The organism is Tenacibaculum sp. MAR_2010_89, from assembly GCF_900105985.1.
Lineage (GTDB): Bacteria > Bacteroidota > Bacteroidia > Flavobacteriales > Flavobacteriaceae > Polaribacter > Polaribacter halocynthiae.
Genome location: NZ_FNUB01000005.1, coordinates 1028991 through 1046694, shown reverse-complemented (window position 1 = coordinate 1046694; position 17704 = coordinate 1028991). Strand labels below are relative to the sequence as shown.

Sequence of the window (17704 nt, the reverse complement as noted above, 5' to 3'; positions counted from 1 at the left end):
GGGACCACCATTAAAGCTTCACTTTTTGTGAAGCTTTTTTGTTTTTTAAAAGTAATCATACCTCTCTTATTTATTAAATCTAGCCTTTCTTTCTTCTATTAAAAAAGTAGGATTTATCTGAAATTCTTTCCAAAGCACCATTAACTCATTAAAAAGGGGGATTGAAGTTGACCTACTACCATATTGTATAATAATATGTGCCAATAAATTATAACATGCTGTATATTCTCCGCTCGCTATTAAGCTTTCTAACATCTTATTTTTTTTCTCTTTTTTAGTAAACCATAACGTGGTACCAAATGAAGCACTTTTTATGGAGTTTCTTATAACTTCATTACTTATAGCACCAGTATACTTAACTATTTTATCCCAATTCCTAACCCTTTCAGGCTTATCTGTTTGATTTCCTGAAGAATCTTTACATCTTAATTCATATACAGTAGATGAAATTACTTTATTAGGAAAAGTACTGTATATAGCTGTTGCATGCTGTCGCCTGTCATTTTTAAGAAAAATAACACCAGCCATTCGCATTAGTGATTTTGCTCTGTTAATAATATAAAAACCAACTCTTCTCGGTGGCAAATATAATTGCTGATCTATTCCTGTTTGATTTTGCATTAATTTAGAAAGCGAGAAAAACAAAAAGTGTATAAACGTTAAAAACGCAAAAAATATTACACTTATAGTATACCATACTAACCATTTTTTTATGAAGAAAAAAACGGTTGCCATTAGCACAATTAATAATGTAAATGCACTAGATAGTAACGATGCATATTTACTAAACTTACTTTTTGACGCAAATTCAAAACCTTTTCCTGGATAAGGTGAAGCAACATCACTAACAAAATACAAATCATAACTCTCATCACTGTTACTTTGAGCTTCAGAAACAAAAACAGAAGTACCTTGATTGTCAACAATACCACCATCCATTAACCCTATTTCATTTAGATCATTATATTTTGATGTAAAATCATATGGAAAGCCAATAGGTTCAAAACCTCCAGGAAAAGCTGTAGATGCTGCTATAACATCACCTAACTTAATATCATCTATAATATGCTTGTATTTACTATGAGCTTTACCATTTCCAAACCTTTTTTGATTTCCTTTTATATTTTGAAATCTAAATTGGTGAGTACTATCAAAATCTGTGGCATTAAAAATCACTCTTTCTAAATGAGTCTTTGAACCACCCTCATTAATTAAATTTTGAATCTGTCCTAATGTAGTGTTATTCGTAAAGTTATTGTATTCAATTGAAAAAGCATTAATAGGGTTTTTCCTTTTATGCTTATTTTCTGGTTTGTTCCACACCAAAGGCCCTCGTAAATGACTTATAGCATTACTTGCTAACTCATCTTTATCAAGCCAATTATAATAATCATCTAAAAAAGCATCAAAATCTTTTCCTTCAATTTGAGATTGCACATATTTTACACCAGTAATAGTACCTCCAGATACTGTAGATATTGCTTTAACATTTTCTAACAAGCCAACTTTTTCAAGAAGAGAAAGAGTTCCTAAAGAAAAACAAGCAGCCCTATAGCCACCTCCAGAAAAACATAAAGCAATCGATTTAAAAAGTTCCATAAAATAATTTGATTAATTTATCCAAATACATTTAGGAAAAACAACAGCAATTATTTAACCTTTTCCTTCTTTCTTCAGGTTTTAAAACTACTCTTTTTTTACTTTTTAAAAAAAACTAAATACTGTCTTTTCAGTATTTTTAGGTATCAAAAAAATTAACACGTTACCATATAAAGTTCAACTACCTATAATTAAAGCTAATATCTTTACTTTAAAGAACCGAATAAAAAACTAATAATTATTTAAGCCTTGTAATCTAGTAACGTATTTACCAATAACATCAAACTCTAAATTCACTTTAGTACCTTTTACAAAGTTTTTAAATGTGGTATGCTCTAGCGTATAAGGTATAATAGCTACACTGAATTCATTTTTCTTAGAATTCACAACAGTTAAACTAACTCCATTAACCGTAATTGATCCTTTTTCAATAGTTACATTACCGTCAAAATCATAAGAAAAAGTAAAAATAGTACTTCCATCATCGTCTTTTACATTTTCACAAACTCCCGTTTTATCAACATGTCCTTGTACTATATGACCATCTAACCTAGCTCCTAACTTCATTCCTCTTTCAAGGTTTACTTCATTTCCTATCACTAACTCGCTTAAATTAGTTTTATCTAATGACTCTTTAATTGCTGTAACCTTGTACTCATCAGCAACTATATCAACCACAGTTAAACAAACACCATTGTGAGCAACGCTTTGATCTATTTTTAATTCATTTGTAATACTACTTTTAACTGTTAAATGAAGATTACCCTTTTCTTTTTCTAGTTTTGTTACAATACCAAGAGTTTCAATTATTCCCGTAAACATTCTCTAAATTTTAATTACTTTTGTTACCATCAAAAATACGACATTACAGAAGTAAACTATGGATAAATCAAACAAAATTATTGTTGGTATTTCAATTGGAGACATAAATGGTATCGGTATTGAAATTATTTTAAAAACTTTTGAAGACAAACGCATGTTAGAGTTTTGTACTCCTGTTCTGTTTGGTTCAAACAAGTTGATCTCTTATCATAAAAAAGTATTAAAATTAAACAACAGTATTCATGGTATTACTTCTATTGATAAAATAGTTCATGGAAAGGTCAATTTAGTTAATATTTGGAAAGAAGATGTTAAAATAGAAATAGGAAAAATAACGGAAGCTGGTGGTAATTACGCTTTGAAGTCATTACAATCTGCCGTAAGTGCTTTAAAAGAAAATAAAATTGATCTTTTAATAACTGCTCCTATAAACAAAGAGAATATTCAATCAGAAGAATTTGACTTCCCTGGACATACTGAATATCTTGAAGATAATTTAGAAGGAGAAAGTTTAATGATTTTAATGACTGATGAGTTACGCATTGGATTAATTACTGGTCATATTCCTATTTCTCAAGTAGCAGAAACCATAAGCCCGGAATTAATAAAGAGTAAAGTTGAAATTATGCACACCTCTTTAAAAGAAGACTTTAATATAAACAAACCAAAAATAGCTGTACTTGGTTTAAATCCTCATTGTGGAGATAAAGGAGTTATTGGTAAAGAAGATGATGAAATTATAAGGCCTACAATAAAAGAAATTCAAGAAACTGGTAAATTAGTTTATGGCCCGTATGCAGCAGATGGTTTTTTCGGATCAAAAACTCATCAAAAATTTGATGGTGTATTAGCAATGTATCACGATCAAGGACTAGCTCCTTTCAAAGCTCTATCTTTTGGTAATGGCGTTAATTTTACTGCTGGACTAAACAAAGTAAGAACATCACCTGATCACGGAACGGGATTTGATATTGCAGGTAAAAACAAAGCAAACCCAGCATCTTTTAAAGAAGCTTTATTTACTTCTCTTCATATTTATAAGAACAGAATTGAGTATCAAAACCTTATAAAAGGAGCCTTAAAAACAAAATAGTGAAAAATTTATTTCCAAAATATAAATATAAAAACATTTTTTATATCTTTGCACGCTCAAATTGATGTTGTAGATGAAAGACTTAAAACAATTCAACATACCTTTTATAGGTTTAAAGGAAGGGAGTCATTTATTTGAATATCATATTGATAAAACGTTCTTTGAAGCTTATCAGTTTGATGATTTTAATGATTGCGCCGTAAATACGACTGTAGATTTCGTAAAAAAAAGTAACTTAATGGAACTTAATTTTACGATAAATGGTAGTGTTAATGTTCCTTGTGACATGACAGGTGAGTTATTTAATCAAGAAATTGATGGTACTTTACATTTAATTGTAAAATTTGGACATGAATATAATGATGACAATGATGAAATTTTGATTCTTCCTAACGAAGCTTATCAAATTAACATTTCACAATATATATATGAACTCATAATTTTATCAGTACCTAATAAAAGAGTACATCCTAAAGTATTGGATGGAACTATGGAATCTGAAGCTTTAGAGAAATTAGAAGAATTAAGAATAGACGAAGATAAAACTGTTGAAGAAAAAACAACAGACCCTAGATGGGATAAATTAAAGGATTTACTAACAGATAAATAAGACATAAAATGGCACATCCAAAGAGAAAAATATCTAAAACTAGAAGAGACAAAAGAAGAACTCATTATAAAGCTTCAGTACCTCAAATAGCTGTTGATCCTACAACTGGAGAAGCTCATTTATACCATAGAGCACACTGGCATGAAGGAAAATTATACTACAGAGGTCAAGTAGTATTAGAATCTGCTACTGCAGAAGCTTAAAAACTGGTTTTCAAAAAAGCTGAAAAAACCCTCCTTTCGAGGGTTTTTTCGTATTTTTAAGTCAGAAATATAAGTTTTTGCTTTTTTTTCTTTAAAGAAGTGAAATAATTTTCATTTCTTTGAAATCTCGTTTTACAACAAAACAAACAACTATGACTAAAATATCTGCAGCTATAACAGCAGTAGGAAAATATGTTCCAGAATATGCTCTTACGAATAAAGAGCTTGAAACTATGGTAGACACCAATGATGAGTGGATTACTAGTAGAACTGGAATCAAAGAAAGAAGAATTTTAAAAGTAGAAGGTGCTGGAACATCTTACATGGCAATTAAAGCTGCTGAAGATTTACTAGAGAAATCTGGTGTTTTAGCTTCTGACATTGATATGGTAATAGTAGCTACAGCTACTCCAGATATGCCAGTTGCATCAACTGCAGCCTACACTGCTTCAAAAATTGGAGCTGTAAATGCTTTTTCTTACGATTTACAAGCAGCTTGTTCTAGCTTTCTTTATGGAATGTCAACTGCATCTAGTTACATTGAAAGTGGTCGTTACAAGAAAGTGCTTTTAATTGGTGCTGATAAAATGTCTTCTATAATAGATTACACAGATAGAGCTACTTGTATTATTTTTGGTGATGGTGCAGGTGCTGCACTTTTTGAACCTAATACTGAAAATTTAGGTTTACAAGATGAGTACTTACGTAGTGATGGAGTAGGAAGAGAGTTTTTAAAAATTGACGCTGGAGGTTCTATTTTACCTTCTTCAGAAGAAACAATTAAAAATAATAGACATTTTGTACATCAAGAAGGACGTACAGTTTTCAAATTCGCTGTTTCAAACATGGCAGATGTAGCTGAAAAAATGTTAACGAGAAATAATTTAACTAAAGAAGAAATTCAATGGTTAGTTCCGCATCAAGCGAATAAAAGAATTATTGAAGCAACAGCTAATAGAGTTGGATTAGAAGAAGATAAAGTTATGATGAATATTCATAAATATGGAAACACTACTTCTGCCACTCTCCCTTTGTTACTTGCTGACTATGAAAAAGTTTTGAAAAAAGGAGATAACTTAATTTTTGCCGCATTTGGTGGTGGCTTCACTTGGGGAGCTATCTATTTAAAATGGGCATATAACTCATAAACCAAACAACTTAAATTTAGGAAAATGGATATTAAAGAAATTCAAAGTCTTATAAAGTTTGTAGCTAAATCTGGTGCAAGCGAAGTAAAGTTAGAAATGGAAGATATTAAAATCACCATTAAAACCGGAAGTGAAACTCCTGAAACTACAATTATTCAGGCGCCTGTTGCTGCTGCTCCTCAATTGATAGCACAACAACCGGTACCAGTTGCTCAACCAACTGCTCCTGTAGCTTCAACTAACGATACTACTACTGAAGACGACTCGAAATATATAACTATAAAGTCACCAATTATTGGTACATTTTATAGAAAACCTTCACCAGACAAGCCTAACTTTGCTGAAGTAGGAACTGAAGTTAAAGTTGGTGATACTGTATGTATTATTGAAGCAATGAAATTATTTAACGAAATAGAATCTGAGATATCAGGTAAAGTAGTTAAAGTTTTAGTTGATGATTCTACTCCTGTAGAGTTTGACCAACCTCTTTTCTTAGTTGACCCATCATAATTAATAGTTATTATTTAGTTCGTAATACTTGAACAAGTATACTTATTTTAAATTTTAACCCTTAAATTATCTAATTATGTTTAAAAAAATATTAATTGCCAATAGAGGTGAAATTGCACTACGTGTAATAAGAACCTGTAAGGAGATGGGAATAAAAACTGTAGCTGTTTACTCTAAAGCAGATGCAGAAAGTTTACATGTACGATTTGCTGATGAAGCAGTGTGTATTGGACCTGCTCCTAGTAGTGAATCTTACTTAAAAATGTCACATATTATTGCTGCTGCTGAAATTACTAATGCAGATGCAATTCATCCTGGGTATGGTTTTTTAGCTGAAAACGCTAAATTTTCAAAATTATGTGATGAACACGATATTAAATTTATCGGAGCTTCACCAGAGATGATTGATAGAATGGGAGATAAAGCGAACGCCAAAGCTACAATGAAAGCTGCTGGTGTACCTTGTGTTCCTGGTAGTGACGGTGTTATTAATACTTTTGAAGAATGTTTAAAAGTAGCTGAAGAAACTGTATATCCTGTAATGCTTAAAGCTTCAGCAGGAGGTGGAGGAAAAGGTATGCGTGCTGTTTGGAAAGCTGAAGATTTAAAAGATGCTTGGGATTCTGCTAGACAAGAATCAAAAGCTGCTTTTGGAAATGATGATATGTATATGGAGAAGTTAATTGAAGAGCCTCGTCATATAGAAATTCAAGTAGTTGGAGATGCCTTTGGAAAGGCATGTCATTTATCTGAAAGAGATTGTTCAGTTCAACGTCGTCATCAAAAATTAACAGAAGAAACTCCTTCTCCATTCATGACTGATGAGTTACGTGATGAAATGGGTAAAGCAGCAGTAAAAGCAGCAGAATTTATTAAATATGAAGGTGCTGGTACTGTTGAATTTTTAGTTGACAAGCATCGTAACTTCTACTTCATGGAAATGAATACTCGTATTCAAGTAGAACACCCAATTACTGAAGAAGTAGTTGATTATGATTTAATACGTGAACAGATATTAGTTGCTGCTGGTGTGCCAATTTCAGGTAAAAACTACACACCTCAATTACACTCTATAGAATGTAGAATTAATGCTGAAGATCCATACAATGGATTTAGACCAGCTCCAGGAAAAATAACTTCTTATCATGCTCCAGGAGGACATGGTGTACGTATAGATACACACGTATATGCAGGTTATATGATACCACCTAATTATGATTCTATGATTTCAAAATTAATTGTTACTGCTCAAACAAGAGAAGAAGCTATTAATAAAATGAAACGTGCATTAGATGAATACGTTATTGAAGGTGTAAAAACTACGATTCCTTTTCATAGACAATTAATGGATCATCCAGATTATGTTGCTGGTAACTATACCACAAAATTTATGGAGGATTTCGAAATGAAATAAACTATTATAGTACAATAAATAAAAATCAGTGAATATTTCACTGATTTTTTTTATTCCCTAACTTCGCATTATGAATTTAGTATATAATTTGATTTTACATTTTGTCTATTTTTTATTAAAAATCATAGCCTTATTCAATAAAAAAATAAACTTATTTATTGAAGGAAGAAAAGATTCTTTTTCTAAATTAAATACTATTTCTAAAGATGATAAAGTTGTATGGTTCCATGCGGCTTCGTTAGGTGAATTTGAGCAAGGAAGACCCATCATTGAAAACTTCAAGCTTTTATATCCAAATTATAAAATAGTTCTTACTTTTTTTTCTCCTTCTGGTTATGAAATAAAAAAAGAATATAAACATGCTGATGTTGTTTGCTATTTACCTTTTGACACAAAAAGAAATATGCAAAATTTTATAGAAACAGTTCACCCAGAACTCGCTGTAATAATTAAATATGAATTTTGGCCAAATTTATTATCTGAACTACAAAAACTAAATATACATACTGTTTTAGTTTCTGGTATTTTTAGAGAAAAACAATCATTTTTTAAATGGTATGGCGGTTTTATGCGAAAAAAATTAAATGCCTTTAATTATTTTTTTGTTCAAAACGAAACTTCAAAAAAACTTTTAAATTCTATAAATTTAAAAAACACTACAGTTTGTGGAGATACTCGTTTTGATAGAGTATATGATATATTAAAACAAAACAATACTTTAAACTTCATTTCAGAATTTAAAAACAACAATTATACAATAGTTGCTGGTAGTTCATGGGCTGAGGATGAAGAATGTATTGTAAACTATATAAATAATGGTTCTTCAAAAGATGAAAAATTCATTATTGCTCCACATAACATAAACTCACAAGACATAATAGCTTTAAAAAAATCAATAAATAAAAAGACTGTTTTGTTTTCTGAAAAGGAAGAAAAAAACTTATCAGAATATCAAGTATTCATTATTGATACAATTGGTATACTAACCAAGATATATTCGTATGCTGACGTAGCTTATATTGGTGGTGGATTAAAAACTAACCTTCATAATACCTTAGAACCAGCTGTTTTTGGTATTCCTTTGGTTTTCGGAAATAAAAAATATAAAAAATTTCAAGAAGCTGTAGATTTACTTTCTTTAAAAGGTGCTATTGGTATTCATAATAAAAATGATTTTTACACTACATTTACAACTTTAAAATCAAATAATACTTTAAGAACTAAAATGGGAGTTATTAACAAAGAATATATTGAAAATAATATTGGTGCCACCAAATTAATTATTGATTATATAAACAATACTTTACATTAATTGTTGTTAGGTTTAAATGAGCTTTAAGACTTAATTTTAAAGTAAAAATTATAATGGAATTTATTTTACAGCCTTGGCCTTGGTATGTGTCAGGATTTTTGATATCGATTGTTTTATTTTTATTATTCTATTTCGGAAAAAACTTTGGCATTTCTAGTAACTTAGAAACGATGTGTACAATAGCTGGTGCTGGAAAAATTTCTGACTATTTTAATACCAACTGGAAAGATAAAACTTGGTCTCTAATTTTTTTAATAGGATTGATAATTGGTGGTTATGTTACCGTAGAATATTTATCAAAAGATACTTCAATAGATATCAGTTTAGAAACAATCAAAGACTTAAATGAATTAGGTTTTAACGATATTGGAACTACTTTTGTTCCTTCTGAAATTTTTAGCATTGAAAGTTTATTAACTTTAAAAGGTTTTTTAATACTTTTTTTTGCTGGTGTTTTAATTGGATTTGGAACAAGATATGCTGATGGTTGTACTTCTGGACATGCAATTACTGGTTTAAGTAGCTTTCAATTACCGTCTTTAATTGCTGTTATAGGCTTTTTTATTGGCGGGCTATTTATGGTTTGGTTAGTATTTCCTCTAATATTTAATTAATATGAAATATTTAAAGTTTTTATTCACAGGAATTTTATTTGGAATTATTTTAACAAAATCTGAAGCTATTTCTTGGTACCGAATTTATGAAATGTTCAAGTTTCAATCATTTCATATGTATGGTATTATTGGTACTGCTGTTGCTTTTTCTATGATTTTCATGTATTTATTCAAAACAGGTATCATTACTAATTATTTAGGAAAAAAAGTTTTTATAAAAGAAAAGAAAAAAGGACTTACAAAATCCTTAATTGGTGGTATAATATTCGGTTTAGGCTGGGCTTTAGCAGGTGCTTGTCCAGGTCCTATATTTGTTTTAATAGGACATGGTATACTTCCTATTCTTATTGTACTAGTAGGAGCCGTTTTTGGAACTTTTATTTATGGTATACTGAGTAAAAAACTACCTCATTAATATTTAATTCTATTCTTTTTTAAGAACTCCGAGTCAGTTTTATTTACTACTTCCCATTGATATATTTTTGAAAGCTGATAAATTTTAGACAGCTCTTCAAATAATCGGTTTTTAGCTTCTTTTTGTAACTCTGATACAGTTATGGTTGTTTTTATCTTTTCAATGGCTCTATCGCTCAATTTATTCAATTCTGATTTAGAAAAAGTATTAAACTTACTCTGTTGTAAATCAAAATATTTAATATCTGGTGAAATAGTAACTTCTTCTTTAGGAATCTTATTAATTATAATTTGTTTTCCTATAGTATCTATTTGAATATCTAATTTTGACAAATCATAGCCGACTTCAACTTTAGCATTGACAGATAATATTGCTTTTTTTTGAAAAGAAATGTAATCGTAGAAATATTTCTTAGTCTCAGAAAAACTATACATTTCTGAAAAACTTCCTTCAGTAACAACTAATTTACTTAAGTTTTGTACTCCATTAAGAAACACTTCTATTTCTTCTTTTTCATGTTTAACTTCTTTTCTGTCATACCAAAGTTTAGCTATTAAAAAACCTAGTAAAAAAATTGCTATATACTTTATAAAACGCACCATAATTCTAGTATAAAATCTAGTTACAATGTACTAAAAACTATCCGAATTAATTCTACAAAAAACACCTATTCATATTTTTGTCATTTTATAAACTACTTAAATAAAAAAACATTTATTGGAAACCTATTTATTAACTATTGCTTTTACATTTTTTGTATCACTTAAAATATAAAAATATGACCTCCTATTTTGTTGATGCTCTTCTTCTGAACATTTCTTTTGATTCTTATCATTACAATCATTCAATAACTGATCTTCTCCATATCCAATAGCACTCTCTATTCTATTTGAAGAAATACCTCTAGAAATTATATAATCTCTTGTAGATTTAGCTCTATTGTCTGAAAGAATTCTATTGTATTCTTTAGTTCCTCTACTATCAGTATGCGATTCTATTTTAATAATCATATCAGGATGATTCTTCATAACAGTAACTATTTTTTCTAATTCATACTCAGCATCTTCTCTAATATTGAATAAATTAAAGTTAAAATAAATAGGATTAATAACTATTTGGTCTTCTACTATCAAAGATTCTAATTGTAAATCAGTTTTTAATACTTTCTTATTTACATCTAATGTTGCTGTTTCTTTTTCAGTTACTTTGTAATCATCTTTTGAAGCTACCACTATAAAGTTTTTTTCACAATCTATTTTATCAAAAGAATAACTTCCATCTAAATTTGTTATTTGCTTAGAAACTGGTTCGCCTTTTTCATTTATTAATCGTACTGTTACCTTATCTATTGGATCTCCAGTTCTAGAATCAGACACAATACCGTTAATATCTTCTTTACATTTATAAATTGTAAAACTATAGATATCATCATCTCCTCTTCCATCTTCTCTATTAGAAGAAAAAAAACCAGCAGTTCTTTGGTCATTAATAACAAAGGCAAAATCATCACGAGGTCCATTAACTGGAGCGCCTAAATTAACTGGATCTGAATATGTATTATTCTCTATTTTAGATTCAAATATATCTAATGCACCTAAACCTAAATGACCATTAGAAGCAAAGTATAAACGATTGTCTTTTCCTGCAAATGGAAACATTTCTCTTCCTTCAGTATTAATTGTTTCACCTAAGTTTTCTGGTTTCCCATAACTACCATCAGCCTCTATAGCTACTTTATAAATATCTGTACCTCCATATCCATTTGGCATGTCAGATACAAAATATAGCGTTTTTTCATCTGCACTTAAAGCTGGGTGTCCTGTAGAATATTCATCGCTATTAAATGGTAATTCTTTTACATTCCCCCAAGTTTCATAAATTTTTTCAGCTTTATAAATTTTTAGATGAGTAGTTCTTTGTTTATCAGATTTTAACTTATCTCCATCATAATTATCTCTAGTAAAGTACATGGTTTTACCATTTTTACTTATAACAGCATTAGATTCATGGTATTTTGTACTTAAAGCTGTTATCTTCTCAGATAATTCCACATCTAAAGCCTTATCTTCTTCTAATCTTTTTAATTTTGAAGTATAAATATTTAAATAAGGTTGATTATTCCATTGATAAATCTTCTTATTTTCTTCGTCAGGCCTAGTTGATGCAAAATATAAAGTATTGTCATAAATAAATCCTCCAAAATCGGAATATTTAGAGTTAGAAGATACATTGTGAATATTTATAAATGTTTTTTCTTTGTTTGTATATTCAACAAAATAATCTTTATTTTTCTCTAATGCAATGGCTCTACTATCATTTCCTTTTACTTCTTTTAATTTCAACAGCCATTTATCAGATTCATTTATTTTACCATTACTTTTTAATGTTTGAGCATATCTAAACACATGCTTTGGAGAAGCTATGACTTCAAACTTATTCATTAACTCGGCATACCATTTTTCTGCTTTATCAAAATCAACATTAAAATAATAGGAGTCTGCCAACCTACTTATAACCAAATATGTTTCATCACCTTTGTCGTAAATAGTTTTGTATAATTCAGCTGATTTTTTATAAGCGTATTCTTTAAAATACCTATCAGCTGCATATTTTCGTTGCCCGAAACTGAAAACAGTAACGAATAACAATACGTATAAAAATATTATTTTTTTCATATCCTTCGATTTTAATTGTTTAGAAAAATCTTGGTGATTTCATCTTTTGTTCTTTAAATATCTCATATCGAAGCATTACTTCATGAGTTCCTGAATTATAATTGCTATAATTAGATGTCGTTAAATCGTAAGCATAACCTATTTGTAATGATTCATTAATTTGAAACCCTAACATTGCACTAATTGAATCATCCCATCTCCATGCTGCTCCAACTCTAAATTTATCATTAAATAAAAAGTTTGCTGATACATCTAATGATAATGGTGCTCCACTTACTATTTTACTTAATACCGCCGGCTTAAACTTTATTGTTTCGCTTAAATCAAACACATAACCTCCTATTAAAAAATAATGCATTCTTTCTGTTGCCACAACTCCTCCACTTGACACATCATCATAATGATCTGTTCTCAAAATGTTTGGAACTGCAAAACCTAAATACCAATTTGACTTGTAATAATAAACTCCTGCTCCTATTGTTGGTAAAAACTTACTTATATTCTGATTTAATGATCTATCATTTCCATCTCGAAAAACTCCTTTACTCCAGTCTACATTAAAAAAACGCCCTCCTAATTTTAATCCAAAAGCTAAATTTCCATCTTCACTTGTTCGAACTGTATAAGAAACATTTGCATCTATATACGTTTCATTAGATGGACCAATTGCATCATTTACCAAATTTATTCCTAATCCAACTCCTGAATATCCTAACGGAGTATCATAACTTAATGTTTGAGTATCTGGCGCTCCATCAATTCCAACCCATTGTGTTCTTGCCAAAACATTGATCATTGTATGTCCTTTTGAACCTACATATGCCGGATTAACACTCATTGTATTAAACATATATTGTGTATACTGAGGATCTTGCTGTCCATATACTATACATGAACTTAGTATTAATATTAGTATGCTGATTACTTTTAATATATTATTCATCCTTACTAATTTCTTTAGATTTATTAACGATTTATTAAAATATAATTCTTGATTTCAATTCAAGTATTTACACCAATTTACCTTCTTATTTATTTTTTACCATCGATCAAACGTTCGTTTTCGTATATCTTTCGTTGAATGGTTCAATTCTGTCGTTAAATAAAATTGAATTCTAAATAGGCTAAATGATTTAACCTATTTAGAATATTTACTAGTGTTAATCTCTATTAATATAAATCCATCCTTTTTTAACCTTATTTCCATTTCCTAAGTCAAGAACATAGAAATACGTACCAGAAGGCAACTTATCTTCTACTTGAATATTTACTCTTCCATTAGAAGTACCATCCCAGGTGTTATTATATTGCTGCTTACTATACACTAAATTACCCCACCTATTAAATATCTCTAATGTATTGTTTGGATAATTTTCAATACAGTTAATAATTAATGTATCATTACTACCATCATCATTAGGTGTAAATTCATTATAAACCGTAACACAATCATCAACACCAACTGCATCACCAAAGGCAGTATCGTTTAAATCTGCACTATCTGAAATTCCATCACCGTCTGAATCTGTTCCACTATCTGGTAAAACTCCTGTTCCCCCACTATCTGGATCGGTTGGATCTGTATCGTTTACATCTGTATTTCCTGAATCTCCAAATCCTGAATCATCTTCATCTACTTCATCTGAAATTCCATCTCCGTCACTATCTGGTCCATCTACTACTCCATTTCCATCTTCATCATCATTTCCGCCTTCAGTGATATCGTTTATTCCATCATCATCACTATCTAAATCTTGATAATCTGGTACGCCATCTCCATCGGTATCAACTGTATCTCCTTCTCCTCCATTTCCTTCTCCAAAATTACTTGAGTCTGAATCTACACTATCTGAAATACCATCACCATCACTATCTGATCCTCCAGTATCATTTGAATCGATAACACCATCATTGTTCGTGTCTAAATCACCATTTCCATTCTCAATAACATCATTGATTCCATCATTATCACTATCTAAATCTTGATAATCTGGTACGCCATCTCCATCGGTATCTGGTTCTTCATCAGTATCAACTGAATCATCTGCTTGCCCATCATTATCTGTATCTACATATCCTGTATCATTTGAATCGATAACTCCATCGCCATTGGTATCTAAATCACCATTTCCGCCTTCATCTACATCTAATATCCCATCATTATCACTATCTAAATCTAAACTATCTGGTATTCCATCGCCATCTGTATCTCCTGTTCCTTCTGCTGTATCTGGAATTCCATCATTATCATCATCTACATCTAAATGATCTGGTATTCCATCACCATCGGTATCAGTTGCATCTCCAAAATTAGTATCATCGCCATCAACACTATCTGATATACCATCGCCATCACTATCTGTTCCACTATCTGTTACAACTCCTGTTCCCCCACTATCTGGATCTGTTGGATCTGTATCGTTTACATCTGTATTTCCTGAATCTCCAAATCCTGAATCATCTTCATCTACTTCATCTGAAATTCCATCTCCGTCACTATCTGGTCCATCTACTACTCCATTTCCATCTTCATCATCATTTCCGCCTTCAGTGATATCGTTTATTCCATCATCATCACTATCTAAATCTTGGTAATCTGGTACGCCATCTCCATCGGTATCAACTGTATCTCCTTCTTCTCCAGCTCCTTCTCCGAAATTACTTGAATCTGAATCTACACTATCTGAAATACCATCGCCATCACTATCTGATCCTCCAGTATCATTTGAATCGATAACTCCATCATTGTTCGTGTCTAAATCACCATTTCCATTCTCTATAACATCATTGATCCCGTCATTATCACTATCTAAATCTTGATAATCTGGCACGCCATCACCATCTGTATCTGGTTCTTCATCAGTATCTACTGAATCATCTGCCTGACCATCATTGTCTGCATCTACATATCCTGTATCATTTGAATCGATAACTCCATCCCCATTGGTATCTAAATCACCATTTCCGCCTTCATCTACATCTAATATCCCATCATTATCACTATCTAAATCTAAACTATCTGGTATTCCATCGCCATCTGTATCTCCTGTTCCTTCTGCTGTATCTGGAATCCCATCATTATCATCATCTACATCTAAATGATCTGGAATTCCATCGCCATCGGTATCAGTTGCATCTCCAAAATTAGTATCATCGCCATCAACACTATCTGATATACCATCTCCATCTGAATCTGTTCCACTATCTGTTACAACTCCTGTTCCTCCACTATTTGGATCTGTTGGATCTGTATCATTTACATCTGTATTTCCTGAATCTCCAAATTCTGAATCATCTTCATCTACTTCATCTGAAATACCATCACCATCACTATCTGGGCCATCTACTACTCCATTTCCATCCATATCATCATTTCCACCTTCAGTAATATCATTAATTCCATCATCATCACTATCTAAATCTTGGTAATCTGGAACTCCATCTCCATCTGTATCAACTGTATCTCCTTCTCCTCCATTTCCTTCTCCGAAATTACTTGAGTCTGAATCTACACTATCTGAAATTCCATCGCCATCACTATCTGATCCTCCAGTATCATTTGAATCGATAACACCATCATTGTTCGTGTCTAAATCACCATTTCCATTCTCAATAACATCATTAATTCCGTCATTATCACTATCTAAATCTTGATAATCCGGTACGCCATCGCCATCGGTATCTGGTTCTTCATCTGTGTCTACTGAATCATCTGCTTGCCCATCATTATCTGCATCTACATAGCCTGTATCATTTGAATCGATAACTCCATCGCCATTAGTATCTAAATCGCCATTTCCGCCTTCATCTACATCTAATATTCCATCATTATCACTATCTAAATCTAAGCTATCTGGTATTCCATCGCCATCGGTATCACCAGTTCCTTCTGCTGTATCTGGTATTCCATCATTATCATCATCTACATCTAAATGATCTGGTATTCCATCGCCATCGGTATCAGTTACATCTCCAAAATTAGTATCATCGCCATCAACACTATCTGATATACCATCGCCATCACTATCTGTTCCACTATCTGTTACAACTCCTGTTCCTCCACTATTTGGATCTGTTGGATCTGTATCGTTTACATCTGTATTTCCTGAATCTCCAAATCCTGAATCATCTTCATCTACTTCATCTGAAATTCCATCTCCGTCACTATCTGGTCCATCTACTACTCCATTTCCATCTTCATCATCATTTCCGCCTTCAGTGATATCGTTTATTCCATCATCATCACTATCTAAATCTTGATAATCTGGAACTCCATCACCATCTGTATCAACTGTATCTCCTTCTCCTCCATTTCCTTCTCCGAAATTACTTGAGTCTGAATCTACACTATCTGAAATACCATCACCATCACTATCTGATCCTCCAGTATCATTTGAATCGATAACACCATCATTGTTCGTGTCTAAATCACCATTTCCATTCTCAATAACATCATTGATTCCATCATTATCACTATCTAAATCTTGATAATCTGGTACGCCATCACCATCGGTATCTGGTTCTTCATCAGTATCTACTGAATCATCTGCTTGCCCATCATTGTCTGCATCTACATATCCTGTATCATTTGAATCGATAACTCCATCGTCATTGGTATCTAAATCACCATTTCCGCCTTCATCTACATCTAATATCCCATCATTATCACTATCTAAATCTAAACTATCTGGTATTCCATCGCCATCTGTATCTCCTGTTCCTTCTGCTGTATCTGGAATCCCATCATTATCATCATCTACATCTAGATGATCTGGAATTCCATCGCCATCGGTATCAGTTGCATCTCCAAAATTAGTATCATCGCCATCAACACTATCTGAAATTCCATCACCGTCTGAATCTGTTCCACTATCTGTTACAACTCCTGTTCCTCCACTATCTGGATCAGTTGGATCTGTATCGTTTACATCTGTATTTCCTGAATCTCCAAATCCTGAATCATCTTCATCTACTTCATCTGAAATACCATCACCATCGGTGTCTGGGCCATCTACTACCCCATTTCCATCCATATCATCATTTCCACCTTCAGTAATATCATTAATTCCATCATCATCACTATCTAAATCTTGATAATCTGGTACGCCATCGCCATCGGTATCAACTGTATCTCCTTCTCCTCCATTTCCTTCTCCGAAATTACTTGAATCTGAATCTACACTATCTGATATACCATCGCCATCACTATCTGAGCCTCCAGTATCATTTGAATCGATAACTCCATCATTGTTCGTGTCTAAATCACCATTTCCATTCTCTATAACATCA

General features: G+C 31.4%; 15 protein-coding genes. 9 read left to right on the top strand and 6 right to left on the bottom strand.

All coding sequences use genetic code 11. From position 1 onward, the window contains the following. Positions 1-66: 66 nt before the first annotated feature. On the bottom strand, positions 67-1599 hold the full coding sequence (locus tag BLV71_RS08175; RefSeq protein ID WP_093870073.1) for a patatin-like phospholipase family protein: 1533 nt from the start codon (positions 1597-1599) through the stop codon (positions 67-69). 231 nt (positions 1600-1830) lie between these two features. Then, positions 1831-2421 carry a riboflavin synthase gene (locus BLV71_RS08170; RefSeq protein WP_093870072.1) on the bottom strand — a complete coding sequence of 197 codons (591 nt, stop codon included), beginning with the start codon at positions 2419-2421 and terminating at the stop codon, positions 1831-1833. Positions 2422-2479: 58 nt separating this feature from the next. On the opposite strand from BLV71_RS08170, the gene pdxA reads away from it, so the two are divergent. The 9 genes from pdxA to BLV71_RS08125 all read left to right on the top strand — a co-directional run bounded on the left by pdxA (position 2480) and on the right by BLV71_RS08125 (position 9740). Beyond that, positions 2480-3514, top strand: a complete 1035-nt coding sequence (gene pdxA, locus BLV71_RS08165; RefSeq protein WP_093870071.1) for a 4-hydroxythreonine-4-phosphate dehydrogenase PdxA — start codon at positions 2480-2482, stop codon at positions 3512-3514. Between the two features lie 73 nt (positions 3515-3587). Further along, entirely contained in the window at positions 3588-4124 is a 537-nt protein-coding gene (locus BLV71_RS08160; protein WP_093870070.1) for a YceD family protein, read from the top strand. A gap of 8 nt (positions 4125-4132) precedes the next feature. Next, positions 4133-4327: a 50S ribosomal protein L32 gene (gene rpmF, locus BLV71_RS08155; protein WP_028892219.1), complete on the top strand. Its 195-nt coding sequence runs from the start codon at positions 4133-4135 to the stop codon at positions 4325-4327. A 152-nt stretch (positions 4328-4479) separates the two neighbouring features. Then, on the top strand, positions 4480-5475 hold the full coding sequence (locus BLV71_RS08150; RefSeq protein ID WP_093870069.1) for a beta-ketoacyl-ACP synthase III: 996 nt from the start codon (positions 4480-4482) through the stop codon (positions 5473-5475). A gap of 24 nt (positions 5476-5499) precedes the next feature. Beyond that, complete coding sequence (accB, locus tag BLV71_RS08145; RefSeq protein WP_093870068.1) at positions 5500-5985, top strand: acetyl-CoA carboxylase biotin carboxyl carrier protein; 486 nt, start codon at positions 5500-5502, stop codon at positions 5983-5985. Between the two features lie 76 nt (positions 5986-6061). Continuing rightward, entirely contained in the window at positions 6062-7399 is a 1338-nt protein-coding gene (gene accC / locus BLV71_RS08140) for an acetyl-CoA carboxylase biotin carboxylase subunit (protein ID WP_093870067.1), read from the top strand. A gap of 70 nt (positions 7400-7469) precedes the next feature. Beyond that, complete coding sequence (locus BLV71_RS08135) at positions 7470-8711, top strand: 3-deoxy-D-manno-octulosonic acid transferase (RefSeq protein ID WP_093870066.1); 1242 nt, start codon at positions 7470-7472, stop codon at positions 8709-8711. A gap of 53 nt (positions 8712-8764) precedes the next feature. Beyond that, entirely contained in the window at positions 8765-9325 is a 561-nt protein-coding gene (locus BLV71_RS08130; RefSeq protein WP_093870065.1) for a YeeE/YedE family protein, read from the top strand. Position 9326: 1 nt separating this feature from the next. Beyond that, positions 9327-9740: a DUF6691 family protein gene (locus BLV71_RS08125; protein ID WP_093870064.1), complete on the top strand. Its 414-nt coding sequence runs from the start codon at positions 9327-9329 to the stop codon at positions 9738-9740. Here the strand turns inward: BLV71_RS08125 and BLV71_RS08120 are convergent. From BLV71_RS08120 to BLV71_RS08105, 4 genes are all read right to left on the bottom strand, one after another. Further along, entirely contained in the window at positions 9737-10342 is a 606-nt protein-coding gene (locus tag BLV71_RS08120) for a DUF4230 domain-containing protein (protein WP_093870063.1), read from the bottom strand. The genes BLV71_RS08125 and BLV71_RS08120 overlap by 4 nt on opposite strands. Positions 10343-10465: 123 nt before the next feature. Continuing rightward, the gene (locus BLV71_RS08115) at positions 10466-12415 is read right to left on the bottom strand and encodes an OmpA family protein (protein WP_093870062.1); all 1950 of its coding nucleotides are present in this window, start codon (positions 12413-12415) and stop codon (positions 10466-10468) included. 19 nt (positions 12416-12434) lie between these two features. Beyond that, on the bottom strand, positions 12435-13358 hold the full coding sequence (locus BLV71_RS08110; protein WP_093870061.1) for a PorP/SprF family type IX secretion system membrane protein: 924 nt from the start codon (positions 13356-13358) through the stop codon (positions 12435-12437). Between the two features lie 217 nt (positions 13359-13575). Continuing rightward, complete coding sequence (locus tag BLV71_RS08105) at positions 13576-17448, bottom strand: T9SS type B sorting domain-containing protein (protein ID WP_093870060.1); 3873 nt, start codon at positions 17446-17448, stop codon at positions 13576-13578. Positions 17449-17704: the final 256 nt, after the last annotated feature.

Coding starts and splice junctions, on each gene's coding strand:
- BLV71_RS08175 (WP_093870073.1), bottom strand. CDS start 1,599: ATGGAACTTTTTAAATCGATTGCTTTATGTTTTTCTGGAGGTGGCTAT.
- BLV71_RS08170 (WP_093870072.1), bottom strand. CDS start 2,421: ATGTTTACGGGAATAATTGAAACTCTTGGTATTGTAACAAAACTAGAA.
- pdxA (WP_093870071.1), top strand. CDS start 2,480: ATGGATAAATCAAACAAAATTATTGTTGGTATTTCAATTGGAGACATA.
- BLV71_RS08160 (WP_093870070.1), top strand. CDS start 3,588: ATGAAAGACTTAAAACAATTCAACATACCTTTTATAGGTTTAAAGGAA.
- rpmF (WP_028892219.1), top strand. CDS start 4,133: ATGGCACATCCAAAGAGAAAAATATCTAAAACTAGAAGAGACAAAAGA.
- BLV71_RS08150 (WP_093870069.1), top strand. CDS start 4,480: ATGACTAAAATATCTGCAGCTATAACAGCAGTAGGAAAATATGTTCCA.
- accB (WP_093870068.1), top strand. CDS start 5,500: ATGGATATTAAAGAAATTCAAAGTCTTATAAAGTTTGTAGCTAAATCT.
- accC (WP_093870067.1), top strand. CDS start 6,062: ATGTTTAAAAAAATATTAATTGCCAATAGAGGTGAAATTGCACTACGT.
- BLV71_RS08135 (WP_093870066.1), top strand. CDS start 7,470: ATGAATTTAGTATATAATTTGATTTTACATTTTGTCTATTTTTTATTA.
- BLV71_RS08130 (WP_093870065.1), top strand. CDS start 8,765: ATGGAATTTATTTTACAGCCTTGGCCTTGGTATGTGTCAGGATTTTTG.
- BLV71_RS08125 (WP_093870064.1), top strand. CDS start 9,327: ATGAAATATTTAAAGTTTTTATTCACAGGAATTTTATTTGGAATTATT.
- BLV71_RS08120 (WP_093870063.1), bottom strand. CDS start 10,342: ATGGTGCGTTTTATAAAGTATATAGCAATTTTTTTACTAGGTTTTTTA.
- BLV71_RS08115 (WP_093870062.1), bottom strand. CDS start 12,415: ATGAAAAAAATAATATTTTTATACGTATTGTTATTCGTTACTGTTTTC.
- BLV71_RS08110 (WP_093870061.1), bottom strand. CDS start 13,358: ATGAATAATATATTAAAAGTAATCAGCATACTAATATTAATACTAAGT.
- BLV71_RS08105 (WP_093870060.1), bottom strand. CDS start 17,448: ATGGATGGAAATGGGGTAGTAGATGGCCCAGACACCGATGGTGATGGT.